Genomic DNA, 18,301 nt, shown 5'->3' on the forward strand with positions numbered 1-18,301 from the left:
TGGATAACCATCGTTGGAGTGGACCTCTGGCGCTCACCGGGACGGCCGTACGGATCACTCCCCCGGTTCCGGATGCCGCCTGGGGTCCTCCTCCGCCAGGTGGCGCAGGGCCTCCGCCGCGCGCTCCCGGGGCGGACGGCCGTCGTCCGGAAGCCGCTGGAGGAACTGCCGGGTCCCGGCCTCGGTGTCGGGTGTGCCGTCCGGGCGGAGCGGCGGGCCGAGGAAGGTGATCACGGTGACGTCCGGCTGGTGGAAGTCGGTGGAGATCCATCCCCGGCGCAGTCCCCACCGGGCGAGGATCCCGGGCCGTTCGCGCAGCCCCTCCGCGATCAGCCAGGCGGTCCGGCGCGCGGGCCACGCCCAGCCGAGGTCCCGCTCGGCGCGGCCGACCTCGCGGTCGTACGCGTCGGCGTCGAAGCGGTACGCGGGCGCGTGGGGAAGTCCCGGCGGGGCGCCCGGCCGCCGCCAGCCGTCCCAGACGACATGGGGTCCGTCGCGGCGGACGGTGACGTGGAGCGCACCGCAGCAGCCCTCCGTGCAGGTCGCCTCGGCGAGCCGCACTTCCGTGGGCTCGGGTCCGGCACGCAGGGCGCCGTTCAGGAGGAGTTCCTCGGGCGGTTCTCCCGCTCCCAGCGCGAAGACCGAGGGCACGAGGGGACGTCCGTCGACGAGCAGCCGGGTTTCGGCTCCGGTCGGCTCCCCGGGGTCGCCGACGGCCACCTCGATCCGCAGCCGGGAGGTGAGGGGAACGGCGGGCGCACCCGTGCGGTGACCGTCCGGGAGGTCTTCGGCCCCCTCCCCCGTGGTCACGGCGGTGAGGCGGCGGGCCGTGCGCCGGATCCACTCGGCGCGCCGCCGGTCCGCCGGGTCAGAGGGGCTCTCCGGTTCCCCGACGGCCGCCAGGAGGGCGGCGAGCACGGCCCTCCGGCGGCCCGGTGGCCAGGGCAGGAGCCGGGCGTCCCCGCTGTCCAGTTCCTGGGCGAGGGTGACGAGCCGGGCCCGGTGGCCGAGGAGCGGGGGCAGCTCACGGGCGCGGTCGGCCGCCGTCTCGTACAGGGCGACGGCCTCGTCGTACGCGCGGATCTCGGCCTCCGGCCCCTGGCTCATGCGGGTGAGGAGGCCGAGGGCGGGGCCGAGGAGCCCAGGCTCTTCCCGCAGCAGGGCGGTGAGGCCCACGGCTTCGGCGAGGTGCCGGGCCTGTCTGCGGCCGAGGTCCCGTGGCGTGGTGGGCAGGCCGGTGAGCAGGGCCCGAGCGGTCCGCTCGTCGCCCCGGACGAGGGCGTCCACGAGCGGCCGGAGGGCGTCGCTCCGCTCGCGCACGAGCCGGGCCAGGGCGGCGGCCTCGCGGTCCAGCGGGGCGAGGGCCCTGGCGGCCTGGTCGCCGAGCCCGTGGAGCAGGCCGAGGGCGCGCAGGTACGGCACGTCCTCGGCCTCCCCGAGCGGGACGAGGAGGCCGAGCCCGGCGGCGACGGCGGTGACGGTGGTGCCGGTGCGGGTCAGGGCACGGGCGAGCGCGCGGGCCCGGTCGGGGGCTTCTTCGGGAGGCGGCAGGGCGACGACGGCCGCGTGCACGGCCCGCTCTCGGATTCCGGCGGCGCTGAGGTCGCGCTCCAGCGCCAGGGCGGCCCGGACGGGGTCGGCGTCCGCGAGGGCGGACCGTACGAGGGCGGTCACGGCCTCCCGGGCCTCCCGTGCGCGCGGGCCGGGGGTTCCGTCTCGTGGCGGGCGGGCGCCTCGGGGAAGTGGCAGACCGCCCGGGGGCAGGGGTGTGTCGGGGGCGGCGGCCCGCAGGGCGAGGACATGGGCGTACAGGGAGGGGGCGAGCGTCTCGCGCTCGTCGGGGGCGCTCATCGCGCGGAGTGGGACTCGATTCCGTAGGTCATGACCGCATCCTGGGGGACGGCCGTCCGGGACGCCAACGATATTCCGGTGACCCGATGCCCGAATGTCCAGAATCGGGCGAATCATCGCCAAGGGGTGCGTATAGGCTGTCGGCCGCAGTTCTCCCAACCGACCTTCCGGAGTGCCCTCGGTGACCATCGCCCCCGCCCCGTCCGACACCTCCACCTCCCCCGTCGTCCCCGCGCCCGCCACCGCCGAGCCTCCCGTGGTGGAGGCGCCGGTGGAGCCGGGCGACTTCTGGGTGCAGCAGCCGGACGCGGCCGCGGAGACAGGGACGGCGGTCGTGGCTCCCGCCGCAGAGCCCGACACCATGAGCGAATCCGACGAGGAGGAGGCTCCGGCAGCGGCCGACCTGGACCCCGTCGTCGTCAGGGACGCCCACGACTTCGGCGTGTACGCGCGCACCGGCGGCTGGGCCTTCGCCCTCAAAGTGGCGCGCAGTGTCCGGCCCGGCGGTCAGCCCGCCGAGGGCACGGCCCGGACGAAGATCTCCTCGAAGGCGTTCGCGGAGCTGGCGGGCTGCTCGCCGGAGCGGGTGATGCGCCACTACCGGGCGTGGGACATGGCGGCGGACGACGGTCTGGTCCCGCAGTTCGAGGTGCTGGTCCCGGGCGAGGACATCGAGCTGCCGGACGCGGACGTCTGGCTGTCGTACTACGACTCCCGCAACAGCGCCTCCTCGGTGCGCGGCCAGGCGATCAGCGCGGCGGCGGAGGCGGAGGGCATCCGGCCGACGAAGGCCCTTGAGGTCGCGGAGAACCCGACGGCGCTGCGGGCGGCGATCCTGGCGGACCCGGGGACGGCGGAGGCGGCGCGCGGGGCGCTGCTCGACCGGATGAAGGAGGACCCGGCGCTCCAGACGGAGATGGCCAGGGCGTTCGCGCGCACGGACGACCTGAAGAAGGCGGTGGCGAGCGAGGCGAAGGCGGCGGACCGGATCGGTTACGTCCGCCAGATCGTGGAGAACGGCCAGATCAGGACACCCGCCGGGCAGACCGTGGCGGCGCCGCCGGAACTGCGGGCGGAGGCGGAACGGCATCTCTCGCTGATCGACGAGCTGGACGACTCGGAGGAGGCCGGCGAGTGGGCGGGTGAGGCGTACGACACGGTGAAGGGCCTGGTCGCCAAGGCGGTGGAGGAGGACCCGGCGCTGCGGGTCCAGGAGCGGCGCACGAAGTTCTACAACAGCCTGCAGAAGGCGACGAAGGTCTTCGAGGAACTGACCCTGGACGAGGTGATGGAGGAAGAGATCTTCGAAGCCGACATGCTCCAGCGCCTGGAGGCGCTGCAGGAGGCGATCGGGTCGTGCATCAGTACGTTGCGGAGGGCGTCGGGCGGGGCGTGACCAGGCCGGGGAACCATCGAACACCGACCGCCTGGACCGTCTTCAGATTCGGCTTGGCGGTCTCTTTCCCGGCCGTGACCGCGGCTGGAAGCACGGGCTGACGCATTGCGGGGACAGCAGCAAAGCCCAGTAGCCCCACCGGGAACAGATCCGGCGGGGCTACTGGGGCAGTGTGAACTTCTGCTACCTACGGTGTTACTCAGGACCGGTAAGGGGATCTCCCTCGAAGGAGGAATTAAACCCCATACATCCGACGACTCTGAGCGGTTGCGGATCGATGTAGAGAGGGAAGAGGTATCCGCTTCGCTCGCGATCGTCCACATACGCCACAAGAAGACCTTGCTCGCCCTTTTCGGCAAGATCCGCAAGGCATTCCGTGACCCCTATGACCGGCTTTCCGCGCCGCTGCAGGCTTTTCACCCTCGCTCGGAGAATGCCCCGAAGCATCGATGCCGACTGAGGCTTGAGCCAAATCTGGAAAGGCGCTCCAGAAAGCAGTGCATTTCTGGCCTGGAGGTGGACTCCAGATTCGGAATCCAACGCGGCGAGTAGTTCAATCGCGGATACCTCGTTCACTTCATCGCCGCCTGACGGGAGACCAGGTCTCTCCAAAGTCGAAGCTGATTTCGTCGGCCAGAATCTCCCCTATGATGAGATGTTCATCTTCCATGAATCTCTCATACTTAGTTCCATGGATCTGAATGTTTTTCGACGGCCCCACACCGGAATCGATGCCTTCAACCCTGATGCGCAGCATTACACCTTCCCCGACCCAATCATCACCTAGGTTCTGGGCAAATTCCACGGCCACGTCGGGGTCGTCCGACCAAGACGTGAAGATGGTATCCGTCCCATTTCCACCTGAGTGAGCATCGATGTCCGTGCTGCTTCCGCGGGGCACCGCCCGCCCTTCCGCTGCGGTGTCATAGCTATGGTGCCCCTTGACGACACCGCGATACAGATACCCGTCGGTGTTCAATCCACAGTTGTGGACCAGGACCGGGACGCTGTCCGCCACCACATAGTACGTGTGAGCGTCCGAAACCGTCAGGTTGTGTACCGTCTCGTCCTGGGCCGTCCAGCGCTGGATCTCGGTGACCTGGACGAGGGTGCCCGCGCCAGTGCGCAGCCACTCGCCCGGCTTCAGGTCCGTGGCGTCGATCCACTTGGCCAGCTCGGGGACCCAGAAGGGGTGACCGTCGGTAGCGGTGACCTCGGCTGTCTTCGTGCCCTTCGGGCCATCCGTGTCGATAGTGACCCTGACAAGGCGCTTGAGGCCCTTGCCCTTGATCTCCGCCGAGACCGTCTCGATCCGGGTCTCCCCGGTCTTGGTGTCGGTGGCGACGACCTTGTCACCCGTCCTGATGTCCTCAATGGCCTTGGCGGTACCGTCCGCCATCAACACCTTCGTGCCGGGTACGAAGCTGTTGTCCGCCGTCTTGCAGGAGCCACCACTGGAACCACCGCTGCTGCGGGACGAAGCGCCCGACGAGCCGCCCGGCTTCGAGGTGCTTACCTTGGCGCCTCCACCACCCTTGCTGCCGCCACCCTTGCTGACGCTGGCCACCGACGACGCCTTCGGCGCAGCCTTGGCCTGGGCCTGCTTCTGGACCGGGTTGCCAGTCTTCTTCTTCGCGGCTGCCGCCGCGTCGGCCTTTCGTTTCTCTGCCTCGGCCGCCTTCTTCTTGGCCCTTTGCGCGGCCTCCTTCTTCGCCTTCTCGATGGCGGCCTTCTTGGCCTTCAAGGCCGATGCCTCGGCCGCCTTCGCGGCCTTGAGGACGACCTCGGCGGCCGCCTTGGCCTTCTTGAACGCCTGGATGGCGTCGATCGTGCGGCTGACCGCCTTCAGGACGGACGGGATCTTGCCCAGCTTGGTCCACGGGATCGCCCCGACGATCATGCTGCCGCAGGACCACATGTCACCGCCGAAGCAGGCCATGGCGTCGCTGAGACCGATGAAGTCGCTCAGCACGCTCCACGCGGCACCGAGGATCACCGAGGTCAGGGACTTGCCCATGGTGGCCTGCGCCTGCGCGACCTGCGCCGCGGACAGGCCCGCGCCCGCGAGGGCCGCCGCCTTCTCCGAGGCGGTCAGGGAGATCGCCAGTCCGGTCGGGTCCGCGTGGGTGACCGGGTTGTTGTGCGCGTAGACGTATCCGTTGGCCTGCTGGGGATCGTTCAGGTCCATCAGCGGGTCGGCGGAGAGGAAGCGTCCGACCACCGGGTCGTAGAGACGCGCGCCCAGCAGTGTGAAGCCGGAGGAGTCGTCCCTGGTCTTGCCGAGGAAACCGGTGTGGGACTGCTGGTTGACACCGATCGTGCTCGTCCCACGCTGGTTGCCGAAGGCGTCCTGCTTGCGGATCCGCACGTCCATTCCACCGCCGAGGACGACCTCGGAGTAGGTGGAGCCCTGGTGGTCCGTGGTCAGGGCGACCAGGGCGTCCCCGCCCGTGCCGTTGGCGTAGCGCATGACCGCGCCACCGGGGCTGGAGTAGGTGCGCTGCGAGTTGACCAGGACACCGCCCTGCTGGACGGTGACCTCCGTGTCACCCAGGTTCAGGGTGGCCGTCTTGCCCTTGATGGTGAGCAGACGGTCGCCGCCGGGACCGTAGATGTGACGGGTGTCGTTCTGCGGCGCCCAGAGCTGCGCGGCGGTTCCGTCGCACGTGGCCAGGACGATCGCCGTGCCGTTGGCCGAGTTGGCCCCCTGCACCGCCAGGCACAGGTTGGACGCGACGTGCGTCAGCTGACCGGCCGCGTTGCGCTTCAGCTCCTGCGCCGTCGTCGCCGCCGCAGTGGTGCCGCACTTCTGGATCTGAAGCGCGGACCCGGCAGTGTTGGCGGCCGGCTGGAGGCACCAGTCCTCGTACACCGACAGCGTGCCCTTGTTCGGGTCGGTCTGCGGAGCCGCCGCCGGGCCCGGGGTGGGCGTGAACTTCCAGGACTGTGCCTGGGTGGTGTTGCAGCTGTACAGCTGGATCGGCTGCGAGGCAGCCACCACACCGCTCTTGAGGTCGATGCACTTGTCGGCCAGACCCACGTAGGGAGTCTTTCCACCAGTGCCCGCACCGGTGATCCGGTCGACCTTGCCGTCCGGGGTCCAGCTCAGGCTCTGCTTGTCACCGTTCTCCAGCGAGGTGACGGTCTTCGTCTCGCCCGTCAGTTCGTAGATGCGCTCGGCCTCGGCCTTGACCTGCGCACCCGCGGGGGTGGTGTAGGTCTTCGACACCTTGGTGAGCGTGTGCGGCTGACTCTTGGCCGTGCCCACACCGTACTGGTACGTGGTGGTCGCGTCCTTGGCCGTGGCGCCGGTCAGGTCCTTCTCGACCAGCTTGGTGCGGTTGCCGAGCAGGTCGTACTCGTACTCCTGCCAGTAGCCGGAGGTGTCCTTGCCCGCGGCAACGTTGAGCGTGCCGTCCGTGTTCTTCGGGGTGGTGCAGCTCTCCTGGTTCTTCGAGGTCCAAGCGTTCTTCAGCTGACCCAGCGGGTCGTACGTGAAGCACTGGCGCTCTTCGATACCGGTGGCGTGTTCACGGATGCCCGTGACATTTCCGGCCGGGTCGTAGGCGTACTCACGCTTCGAGACCAGGTTGCCCGCGACCGGACCGGCGCCGCCGGTCTGCTCCCGGTAGACCATCTGGTTCTGGAGCTCGCCGGTGGACTCGTCGAACGAGTTCTGGGCCCATACCCGGTACGGCACCGCGCCGAGGGTCGAGCGCAGAACCTGGCCGTAGGGCGAGTAGACCGTCTCAGATCCGTACCAGTCCTTGCCGGAGATCGAAAGCGGCTTGCCCTCCTTGTTGTAACGGACGATCAGCTTCTCGGCGTCAAACTTGCCGGCCTTGGGAAGGGTCGCCTCCTCCAGCTTTCCGGTGTCGGAGAACTTGTAGTCGTACCGGTAGTCCGCAGGGATCCCCCACGTGGTGGCCAGCGACGGGGGAAGGGACAGCGTCGCCGAGCTCGGCTGGTAGTCCTTCGTGTAGCCGTTGATCTTCTGGGTGTATGCCAAGCCGTCCGTGTACCGGGTGACGGAGGCAGGCTGGCCCTTGCCTCCGGCAACGGTGTCGTACGTGAACCCGGCGAGCAGCGGGCCGTCTGCGCCGCCCAGGCGCTGTTCCTTGGGCCGGGACAGCTCGTCGTACGAGTTCCAGACGGTCTGACCACGCGCGTTGCTCGTCGTCAGCGGACGGTCACGGTGGTCGTACGTCATCCGCGTGACGCCCGTGTCCGGGTCGGTCGCGGTCTCCATCCGGCCGCGCTTGTCGAAGGTCCACTCCCACGGGTGGGTCGGGTCGGCCGAGCTCGTCGCCTTTGTCAGGTATCCACGGCTGTTGTACGTGTAGCGCGTGGACGTGAATCCGCCGGGTGCCGCCGGGTTGAAACCGTCGGTACGGACCGTACGCCCGATGGCGTCGGTGTAGACCCGGTAGGACGAGACGCCCTGCGGGTGGACCACCTTCGACCAGTCGGACCCGTACTCGTAACGGGTCGCCTTCGCGGGCACCTCCTGGGAGATGGCCTCGGTGGTCCCAGGCACCGCTACCTTGAGGACCGGCATCTCCTCGAGCACCCGACCGAGGCCGTCGTACTTGTAGCGGGTGATGTTGGGGACCGTGGTGTCGGCACGCGGGGTGAACAGTTCCCCGCTCGGGGCGTCCTCGTTGAGGTAGGCGTTGTTGGTCTGGTAGACCTCACCGGCCCGGTTGTACAGGGTGTCGGTGATCAGACGGCCACCGCCGTCCGCCTCCTCCTGGGACTGGCGCTCGCGGCCCAGACCGTCGTAGATCGTGACGGACTTCTCCACCCGGTCTTCGTAACCACGGCTGTACGTCGTGATGTACGGGGGCTTGCGGAGCTTTCCGCCGTCCGGGTCGTTCGGGTCGGGCTGGTCGCCCGGGGTGACGTACTCGGCCCTGAAGTCCGGGACCGCGTTCGACGCCGGGGTCCGGCCGGGGGACCACGCCTCGACGAGACGGCCCAGCGGGTCGTACTTCGCCTCGCTGACGTGGTTGTTGGCGTCGGTCGTCTTCAGGGCGGTCCCGCGACCCGGCTCCACCTCCTGGATCTGGGCGTGGCCCAGCGGATTGGTGTGGGTGACCTTGAAGACCTGGCCCTCGGCCGGATCGAACGTGGTCTTGTATTCCTTCTTGTCCGGGTCGACCTGCTTGATGACCCGGCCCAGGGAGTCAAAGGTGGAGGTGCCACCGGTACGCCAGCCGGTGCTGTCACCGTTGATGGACCACGTCTCAGTGGCCAGTCCCCGAGTGGTGTCGGCGAGTGCGGTGCCCCACGCCGTGTTGTCGTAGGAGGTACGACCACCACTGGAGAGCGTCGAGAGGTCCGTCCAGTTCGCGGCCGCGCACAGCGTCGGCGAGACCAGGATCTGCTTGGTCAGACCGATGATGTTCCGGGCCGTGTGGTGCAGGTACTCCAGCTTGGTGCAGGTCTCGTCGCCGGCCTTCTCGGTGTCGCCGAAGGACTCGACCTGGGTGGGCAGTCCGTGCGTGGACTCGAAGTCAGTCTTGGTACGGACGCTCCGCAGGGTGCGCTTGTCGTCGCCCGTGCCCGACGACTTGGTGTACGCGATCTCCTCGGGCTCGGTGACCCGCCATGCCTTCAGCGCGTCGAGGCCGTCGCCGCGGTCGCGGCTGGCGAGCTCGGTGACCTCCGGCACGGTGAGGCTCCGGGTGAGCCAGTTGCCGTCGGCGTCGGTCGCGTTGGAGTAGCTGAACTCCTCGGAGATCCGGCCCGCGAAGGCCTCGCGGTCGTAGACCGTCGCACCGTTGTGGGTGAGCGTGGCGCCCGCGATGTCCTTCACCGGGACGGTGTCGCCCATGCCCCGGTAGAAGCGGGTGACCGCCTTGGTCTTGGGGCCTTCGACGCCCGGCGTGTCCTCGCCCGGGTTGGAGCCCTCGCCGTTGTCGGCGGCGGCCTTCCGCTCACCCGTGACGACGGTCGTCTGCTCGAAGCCCGCGAACTGCGAGTACGTGCGGGTGGACTTCTTGCTGAACTCCGCCTCGGCGAGCTTCCAGCCGGCGTTCTTGTAGGCGTACGACGTCAGCGTGGAGTACGAGCCCTCGACGTTCGGCAGTTCCTCGATGGAGTCGACCGGGTACTTGTGGAACCAGTCGATGTCCTCGACCTCGGAGTCCGGGTGCCAGTACATCGGGTAGCACAGCCGGGTGTTGGCCTTGAGCTCGGCCTTCTCCGTCTTGGTGGGCAGGCCCAGCTTGCTGGCGCAGCCGTCCGCCGCGTCGCCCCAGGTCGGCACCTTGTACGTGACGACGGTCTCGCCGCCGTACTCGTTGACGACACGGGCGATGCGCAGCCTGGAGAAGCCGGGGCGCGGGTCGATCGGGTGGCCCTTCTGCTCCCCGGTCGTCTTGCGCAGGAGGACGCGGTTCGGCATCCCCTCCTCGTTGAACTCGAACCGGACCGGGTTGAGCTTGGCCGCGGTGTCCGTCGAGCCGTTGCGGGCGTAGCCGGTGCGCTGGATGGACTCCAGCCACAGGGCCGTGTTCACACCGGTCTGGAGGACGGGGAAGCTCTGCTTGAGCTGGTACTCGTCGACGACCTGGCGCGCGGTGGTGTCGGTGCGGCGCTGGGCCGAGGTGGTGATCTTGTCGAGGCGCTTGGTGGTCCAGAAGGTCGGACCGGCGTTCCAGCACTTCTTCTTGTCGGTCGAGGTGACCGCCTGGCACCTCAGGTCGGCGGGGGTGTCGTACCAGATGCGGTACTTGCCCGGGTCCGTCGACTTGAAGTTCTCCGGGCTGCAGGTCAGCGTGCCCTCGGTGTAGCAGCGCTCCTCGGTCTTGAAGTTGACGCGGCCGGGGGCGGTGGCGGTGAAGACGGTGTCACTGCGCTGGCCGTAGTCGATGCGCGACAGGTAGCCGCCGCGGTGGTACTTGACCGGGCCCTTGAAGTAGAAGTTCTTCGCGTAGTAGTTCTCCTCGCGCTCCCACCAGAACGACATGGCGTTGCCGTGGATGTCCTCGACGTAGTCGAGGTTCCACTGCCAGGCCTGGTTGCAGGCGGAGGTCTTCCAGTCGGCGGTCGTCGAACCCTTGTAGCAGGGCTCGCCCGAGTGGTTGCCGTAGACCGGTACCGCGAGGACGGAATCGGTGTACGGGTCGTCGGCGGCGGCGCCGTTGTCCGACCAGCCCGGGAGCTTGTTCAGGCCGAAGTGGTACTTCGTGCCGTCCTTGGTGGTGACGACCCAGTACTCGCCGTCGGCGTCCTTCATGCCCGAGCGCGGGTCCTTGGACGTGTCCTTGAGCCGCTCGATCTTCGAGCCGTCGCCGTTGGCCGTGAACCAGGCGCCCACGGGCTTCCCGTCGGAGCCGTTCGGCCCCTTGGTGTCGTCCCAGACCAGCTCGGTGGTCATGCCGCCCAGGGACAGGGTGGCGTTCTCCGAGCCCCAGCACAGGTCGGCGGTCTTGTGGGTCGAGTTGTTCGACCCCGCCTTCTTGGAGTCCTGGCGGCAGTTGACGTACGTACGGCTGATGGAGCCGGGGTTGTAGTCCCAGCCGTCACCGATCCAGGAGGCCTGGTTGTTCGTCGCCGAGGTGCGGCCGTCGACGGTCTGCGAGGAGTAGCCCAGGCCGACCTTCGGCGTCAGACCGCCGGCGGCCTCCGGGACCTGCACCTGGTAGCTGTAGGTGAAGGCGCCGTTGGACGAGCCCGCGGCCCAGGAGCCGGCGGACAGCAGCGGCGAGGCGGTGAAGTCACCGCTCGCCGAGGCGCCGGTGTCCATCGCACCGATGACCTGGCGGCCGGAGGCGTCGGCGGCGGGGAGGGCGGCCTGCCGGGCCGAGGCGCCGGAGACCTTGGAGCGAGCGGCGCCGTCCGCGAGCAGGTTCCCGACCGGTACCGAGCCGGACAGGATCGTGCGGGTGGACGGGTTCTTCTTGAGCTTGGCCTTGGTGGGGGCCTTGTCGGCCGCCACCTCCCTGACCGTGGAGCGCAGCAGCTTGATGTCGTCGGCGACCTCGGTGCCGCCGGACATGGTCTCGACGCCGGTGTCCGGGGCGCAGTCCCCGGTGTCCGGGGAGTCGATGACGCAGTTCGGCAGGAGGACCAGGCCGAAGCGCTCGGCGGCCTGGGGGCCGTAGCGGTCGGCGAAGCCGGTGGTGTCGACCGCGATGGTGACCTGCGCGGTCGGATCGGCGGTCGCCGGGGGGACGACCTCCATGATCATGCCGGGGACGCCGGTCTCTTCCGACGCGGTGGTCGACTTGACCGCGACCCGCCAGTCACCGGCGATGGCCGCCGGGTCCTGACCGACCGGGACGCCGACCGCGACCGGCAGTCCGGCCGCCGTGGTCTCGTTGACCACGGGGACGGTGGTGCCGGGTGTGGTCGCCGCGGTCAGCGGCGCCTTTCCGGCGTCCTCCTTCCACGGATCGACGGCCCCGGGGGTGTAGGGCGTGATCAGCTGCTCGTCCCCGAGGGTCAGCGCCTTGTCGCCGCTGGTGTCGTCGGCGAGCGCGGTGCTTTCCGGGATGTCCGGCAGATCGACCTCGGAGGCCGTCCGCTCACGGCTCATGCCGTCGCCGGGGACGGCCAGGGCCTGGGACCCCAGGCTCGTCACCGTCAATATCGATGACATCAGGAGGACGGTCGCCGTGCGGCTTCGCCGACGGCGCCGTCTTTGTGGCTCTGTCATGGAGAGGCGGTTCCGCCCCATCCAGGACAGTGGTTCTGAAGCACGCATCACGCGTCGACTCCCACCCAGACGAACAAGACAACAGAGAAGGTGCAGAAACACCAAGAAGCACGCACCTGGAACAAGGCGCGTGCGTGCGCACTCTTTCGTCATCCGGGCGGGGGCTTCAAGGGCGTTTACCCGACCCCCGAAACCTTCGAAGTGACCTTCACCACCGTGCAATTGCAAACAGACAGCCACGCTAACGATCTTCGTGACGTAACAGACACCAACCACATTTGCGATCCAAAGAGTCCATGGACTGGGTCAAACGTCGGCAAAATTACGGTCCGTCAGGAGTCCAACACGGAGGAAGGTCACGACTTAATAAATTCTTAAGGTGTGGACGTCCTCTGGCGAACGTGTGATCGTGTGCGCGCCTCTGCCCCACGGACGGTCCGTCGGGGCTATCCGCGCTGTCCGTACATCCCTCTTGTCCCACGGGAGTAGCCGCCGTGCCCGCGCCGCCTCGTTTTCTCAGTCCGTTCGTGCGCACCCGCACACGGCTGACCCTCACCCTCGGCCTCGTCCTGGCCGCACTCACCGCCGCGCTCCTGCCCTGGTGGCAGCCGAGCGAGCCTCCTCCGACCGCCAAGTCCTCGCCCTCGAAGGCCCAGAAGACCTCGACCGGGCCGAGGAACGAAGCCGCCGCCGCGGCCGAGGCCAAGCGCACCGGCAAGAAGGTGCTCGTCGACACGGCGACCACCGCCACCGAACAGATCTGGGCGCTGCCGAACGGCAAGATGCGCACCCAGATCCACGCGCTGCCCCAGCGCGCGAAGAACGCGCGGGGCAACTGGGCCCCCATCGACAACACCCTGCGCCGCGACGACAAGTCCGGCGCCCTGTCGGTCCGCCCGGTCAACGCGGTCGTACCGGTCCGCTTCTCCGGGGGCACCTCCGGTGCGGACCGTGCGGATCGTTCGTACGTCCGGATGCCGCTCGCGGAAGGCGAGGGCGCCACCACCGTCCTCGCCGAGGCCGACATCGACGGCCACACCATCGCCTACACCTGGCCCGGCCCCCTGCCGGAGCCGGTGCTCGACGGCCCCCGCGCCCTCTACCCCGAGGTCCTCCCGGGCGTGGACCTGCTGCTGGTCGCGCGTGAGGAGGGCGGCTTCGGCCAGCTCCTGATCGTCAAGACCCCCGAGGCAGCGCGGAACAAGGATCTCGCGACCGTCTCGTACGGCCTGCGCTCGAAGACCGCGGTCTTCCGGCAGGACGCGAAGGCCAGCCGGATCCAGGTCCTGGACAAGGCGGGCTGGGACGTCGGCACCATACCGACCCCCTTCGCCTGGGACTCCAGCGGCCAGGACCCGGAGCTTCCGCCGGGCACCCCCCTGCGCACCTCGGTCGCGGGACCCGCCGACGTGCTGAAGCTGTCGGGCCTCTCGGGCATCGAGCCGGGCGCCCGCTCCGCGCCGCTCCCGGTCACGCTCGACGGCGACGGCACCGGTACGGCCACCCTGAACCTGGGCATGGGCAGGACCGGGCTCCTCGGCCACCCGGACACCAAGTACCCGGTCTTCATCGACCCGCCGCTCAACAGCGCCCGGAGCGGCTGGACGACCGCGTACCGGAAGTACCCGACCTCCAGTTTCTGGAACGGCACGAACTTCTCCTCCGGCACCTCCGACGCCCGCGTGGGCTACGAGAGCGAGACCGGTGGACTCGGCCGCTCCTTCTGGAAGATGACCTTCTCCTCGGCGTACAAGGGCGCGAAGTTCGACTGGGCCACCTTCAAGGTCCAGAACAACCATTCCTGGTCCTGCAGCACGCGTGAGTTCCAGGTCTGGCTGACCGGCTCCATCTCCACCGGCACGACCTGGAAGGCGCAGCCGGGCTGGACGAAGAAGGTGGCCTCGAAGTCCTTCGCGCACGGCTGGTCGACGAGTTGCCCCGACGAGTACGAGGACTTCAACGTGCTGTCGGGAGTTCAGCAGGCCGCGAACGCCGGCTCCAGCAGCGTCACCCTCGGCATGCGCGCCACCAGCGAGAACGACACCCAGACCTGGCGCAAGTTCCGCGCGACCTCCGCCTCGTTGGAGGCCGAGTACAACCGGCCCCCGAACCAGCCCACCACCGGTACCTCCTCGCCGGGCGGGGCGTGCGTGCCGGGGCCGACGAACAGCGTGACCATCGGCCGGACGACCATCACCCTGAAGGCCAAGGCCACTGACCCGGACAACACCGTCCCGAAGCTGCGGTTCCGTTTCTGGAAGACCGGTGCGACCACCAAGACCGAGTACGTGGACACCGCGGACGGCAACGGCTACGGCCAGATGGTCATCCGGGCGGACGACCCGCTCCTGAAGAACATCACGGCCAACACGCTGTTCTCGTGGGACGTGCGGTCCGAGGACGCCTCCAACGAGTACTCCACGTTCTACCCGAGCGGCGACGAGCCGTGCCGGATCACCGTGGACCCGGTCGCCCCTGCGCAGCCGGACATCACCAGCACCGTGTTCACGGAGGCCACCTCCGACGGCAAGACCTGGGCCAAGGTCAAGTTCGGTTCCACCGGTGACTTCACCTTCACCGCCCCCGGAGCGGCCAAGTTCAAGTACGGCTTCGACAGCGAGACCCTCGTCGACGCGCCGACCCCGGTGAGCGGCAAGGTCACCCTGACCGGTGTCCGGCCCCGGCACGCGGGGCCGAACACCCTGAACGTCTACGCGTACGACACTGGGGGCAACCAGAGCATCCGTGGCGCCTACTCGTTCTACCTGCCGCCGCGCGACCAGGCCGACAGCCCGATGGACACCGGCGGCGACAGCATCCCCGACCTGCTGGTGCTCTACCCGGACGGCAAGCTGAAGAACTGCGTGGGGTCCCCCCTGGACCCGGCGGTCCAGGGCAGCGGCGGTGAGCTGTACAGCTGCCTGGGTGCCTCGTACGTGACGGCGGGCAAGAAGCTCGACCCGCCGAACCACTGGATCAACGCGGCCGGTACCGCGTCGCTGATCGCGCACTACGACGACGCGTACCCGGGCGACGGTTCGACCGACCTGTTCGCGGTGACCCCGGACAAGAAGTTCTGGCTGTACCCGGGGGACGGCTACGGCAGCTTCAACGTGGACCAGAGGCTGGAGATCCGGCTGCCGTCCAACGCTCCCGCTCCGTCGACCTGGACGCAGCTGAAGGCGGTCGGCGACCTCACCGGCGACAAGCTGCCCGATCTGGCCGTGCGGGCCGGGACGGCGTTCTGGGTGCTGTCCGGCTACACCGGCGCCACCTTCCAGACCGCGACGCTGATGGAGGGCACCGCGTGGGCCCGCCGTGACGTCGTCAACATCGCGGACATGAACAAGGACAGCACGCCCGACCTGCTGTGGCGCAACCTGGACAACGGCAACATGTACGTCCGCCACGGCAAGCCCGGTACCGCGGGCGCCGGTTCCCTCGATCTCGATTCGATCAAGCAGGCGGTGAACTCGCTCAACGGCGACGTGCCGTTCGGCACGGCGTGGACCGAGGCCAACATCACCAGCGCGATCGGCATCCCCGATGTCAACAAGGACGGAGTGCCCGACATCTGGGCCCGCTTCGGCGACACCGGGAACATGAAGCTCTACCACCCGTCCACCACCAACACCGGCACAGCGGTCAAGACGGTGCTCTCCGTCGACTGGCGGGACATCCGGGCCTTCGGCTGATCCCGTAACCGCCCGCTCTTTCCGAGCCCCGGTCGTCCGCCTCACGGCGGACGGCCGGGGCTCGGCCCGTCCACGGCCCCGCGCGGCGGGAACGAGCTGCTCAGTCCTGGTGGCCGAGCTGGAGGTCGCGTTCGGTGCGTCCGCCGCCGGCCATCTGGAGGACGGTGGCGACGGGCGGGTATCCGGCGGCGATGACGGTGTACTCGCCGGAGGACAGGTCCACGAACCGGAAGGTTCCGTCGGCGCCGGTGGTGAGGGTGTCGACGACGTTCCCCGCCGCGTCGAGCAGGGTGACCCGGGCGTCCTCGACCGGGCGCCCGCCTCCGGCGCGGACGGTGCCGCGCAGCACGGCGCCGCCCGCGAGCTCGATGTCCTGGCGGGTCTCGCGGGAGGCCTGGACGCTCACCGGGAGCGCGGCGGGCCGGAAGGCGGGGGCGCTGGCGGCGAGGGTGTACTCGCCCGCGACGAGTTCGGTGATGACGTAGCCGCCCTCGCGTCCGCTGCGGGTGGAGGCGACGACCTCGCCGCGTACGTCGGTGAGGGTGACGGCGGCGTCCCGGACGGGCGTTCCGTCGGCGGTGACGACGCTGCCCGCGAGGCGTCCGGCGCCGCCGAGGACCACGTCGAGTTCGACCGGGCGTTCGCCGACGGTGACCGAGACGGCCTGCGGCTGGTGTCCGCCCGCCGCCGCGATGAGGACGTACGCGCCGCTGCCGGGCACGCTCAGCGCGTACCGCCCGTCCTCGCCGCTGGCGCCGCGGCCGACCTGGCGGCCCTGCACGTCGATGAGGGTGAGGGCGGCCCGGGGGACACGGCTGCCGTCGTGGTGCTGGACGGTGCCGCAGACGGGTAGTCCCGAGGTCAGGGGGGCGGCGGGGGCGGCGTGCCGGGCGTGCGGGACGGCCCGGGTGGTCCCGGGGGCGTCGGCTCCGGTGGCCTCGGTGGTGGGGCTGTGGTGGGACACCAGCGGTTTCTCCTTGAGGAAGAAGGCGAGGACGAGGCCGACCACGAGGACCGGCACGAGGTAGAGGAAGATGCGCGGCATCGCGTCGGCGTACGCCTGGACGTAGGCGTCGCGGAGGGCGGGCGGCAGGGTGTGCACCGTCTGCGGGGTGATCGACTCGGCGGGCGGCAGGGTGGCGCCGCCCGAGCCGAGTCCGGCGAGGCGGTCGCCGAGGGCGTCGTCGAGCCGGGAGGCGAAGAGGGTGCCGAAGACGGCGGCGCCGACGCTGCCGCCGATCTGCCGGAAGTAGGTGTGGGCGCTGGTGGCGGTGCCGAGGTCGGTGGGACGTACCGAGTTCTGCACGGCGAGGACGAGCACCGGCATGACGAGGCCGATGCCGAGTCCGAGGACGGCCTGGGACAGGCTGTACTCCAGGCGCGGGGTGCCGACGTCCATGCGGGACAGCAGCCACATGCCGAGGACGGAGACGGCTCCGCCGACCACGGGGTGGATCCGGTAGCGGCCGGTACGGCTGACGAGCTGGCCGGAGACGACGGAGGAGACGACGATGCCGCCCATGAGCGGCAGCATCAGCAGGCCGGACTCGGTCGCGCTGGCGCCCTCGACCATCTGGAGGAAGCTCGGCAGGTAGCTGGCGGCGCCGAAGAGCGCGATGCCGATGACGGCGCCGACGAGCGCGGTGACGGTGAAGACGGAGTCGCGGAACAGCCTGAGCGGGATCAGCGGTTCCGGCGCGAAGTGCTCGACGACCAGGAAGAGCAGGGCGGCTCCGGCGGCTCCGCAGGCGAGGCCGATGACGACCCGGGAGCCCCAGGCGTACTCGGTGCCGCCCCAGCTGGTGAGCAGGACCAGACAGGTGGAGGCGACGGCCAGGAGCAGGGCGCCGAGCACGTCGAAGCGGGCCCGTGCGGCGGGCTTGGGGAGTTTGAGGACGACGGCGACGACGGCGAGGGTGACGAGCCCGAAGGGCACGTTGAAGTAGAAGCACCAGCGCCAGGAGACGTGGTCGGTGAAGAAGCCGCCGAGCAGGGGTCCGGCGACGGAGGCGAGACCGAAGGCGGCTCCGATGAGGCCCATGTACCGGCCGCGTTCCCTGGCGGGCACGATGTCGGCGATGATCGCCTGGACGCCGATCATGAGGCCGCCCGCGCCGATGCCCTGGACGGCCCGGAAGGCGATGAGCTCGTCCATGCTGCGGGACCAGCCCGCGAGACCTGAGCCGATGACGAAGACGACGATGGCGAAGAGGAAGACGCCCTTGCGGCCGAGGAGGTCGCCGAGCTTGCCGTAGACGGGCAGGCCGATGGTGGAGGTCAGGAGGTAGGCGGTGATCGCCCAGGACATCCGGTCCAGGCCCTGGAGTTCGCCGACGATCTTCGGCAGGGCAGTGGCGACGATCATCTGTTCGAGCGCGGCAAGGAGCAGCGCGAGCATGAGGCCGCAGAAGACGAGCCGGACGCGGCGGGGGTCGAGCGGGACCGGACCCGGGTCGGGCGGTGGGGCGAGGCCGGCGGGCGGACCGCCGGTGACGGGCGGTTCCGTGCCCGGGACGTCCTTCACCATGGCGATCGCACCCATGTACCTGCTCCCCTCGTGACGGCGTCCGCGCCGCCGTGCGACGGCGGCCGCGCCGCGTCAGGACGGCGTGCGCGCCGCGCCATTCTTCGCATCGGCCGCGAAGGGGGAGCAAGTCGACGGGGGTGGGGGTCCGGTGGCGCTCCGGCCCCGAA

At 69.6% G+C, this 18,301-nt stretch carries 5 protein-coding genes; 2 read left to right on the plus strand and 3 right to left on the minus strand.

The genetic code is table 11. The features are described from left to right. Nucleotides 1–54: 54 nt before the first annotated feature. The gene (locus ACIO92_RS03570; protein ID WP_402280983.1) at nucleotides 55–1,851 is read right to left on the minus strand and encodes a hypothetical protein; all 1,797 of its coding nucleotides are present in this window, start codon (nucleotides 1,849–1,851) and stop codon (nucleotides 55–57) included. A gap of 181 nt (nucleotides 1,852–2,032) precedes the next feature. On the opposite strand from ACIO92_RS03570, the gene ACIO92_RS03575 reads away from it, so the two are divergent. Continuing rightward, nucleotides 2,033–3,247 (plus strand): hypothetical protein, encoded by a 1,215-nt coding sequence (locus ACIO92_RS03575; protein ID WP_402280981.1) that lies wholly within the window; start codon nucleotides 2,033–2,035, stop codon nucleotides 3,245–3,247. Nucleotides 3,248–3,824: 577 nt separating this feature from the next. On the opposite strand, the gene ACIO92_RS03580 is transcribed toward ACIO92_RS03575, so the two are convergent. Beyond that, entirely contained in the window at nucleotides 3,825–11,855 is an 8,031-nt protein-coding gene (locus ACIO92_RS03580) for a ricin-type beta-trefoil lectin domain protein (protein ID WP_402280979.1), read from the minus strand. Between the two features lie 584 nt (nucleotides 11,856–12,439). Here ACIO92_RS03580 and ACIO92_RS03585 point away from each other — a divergent pair. Beyond that, nucleotides 12,440–15,607: a hypothetical protein gene (locus tag ACIO92_RS03585; RefSeq protein ID WP_402280977.1), complete on the plus strand. Its 3,168-nt coding sequence runs from the start codon at nucleotides 12,440–12,442 to the stop codon at nucleotides 15,605–15,607. A gap of 100 nt (nucleotides 15,608–15,707) precedes the next feature. Here the strand turns inward: ACIO92_RS03585 and ACIO92_RS03590 are convergent, their stop codons facing one another. Then, a complete protein-coding gene (locus ACIO92_RS03590) occupies nucleotides 15,708–18,149 on the minus strand; it encodes an MFS transporter (protein WP_402280975.1) in 2,442 nt (813 codons plus the stop codon). Nucleotides 18,150–18,301 lie beyond the last annotated feature (152 nt).

Source organism: Streptomyces sp. NPDC087215 (genome assembly GCF_044744885.1).
Lineage (GTDB): Bacteria > Actinomycetota > Actinomycetes > Streptomycetales > Streptomycetaceae > Streptomyces.

What these genes read in the sequence shown, in the direction of transcription:
- ACIO92_RS03570 (WP_402280983.1), bottom strand. Translation starts at nt 1,851, where the DNA reads ATGAGCGCCCCCGACGAGCGCGAGACGCTCGCCCCCTCCCTGTACGCC.
- ACIO92_RS03580 (WP_402280979.1), bottom strand. Translation starts at nt 11,855, where the DNA reads ATGTCATCGATATTGACGGTGACGAGCCTGGGGTCCCAGGCCCTGGCC.
- ACIO92_RS03590 (WP_402280975.1), bottom strand. Translation starts at nt 18,149, where the DNA reads ATGGGTGCGATCGCCATGGTGAAGGACGTCCCGGGCACGGAACCGCCC.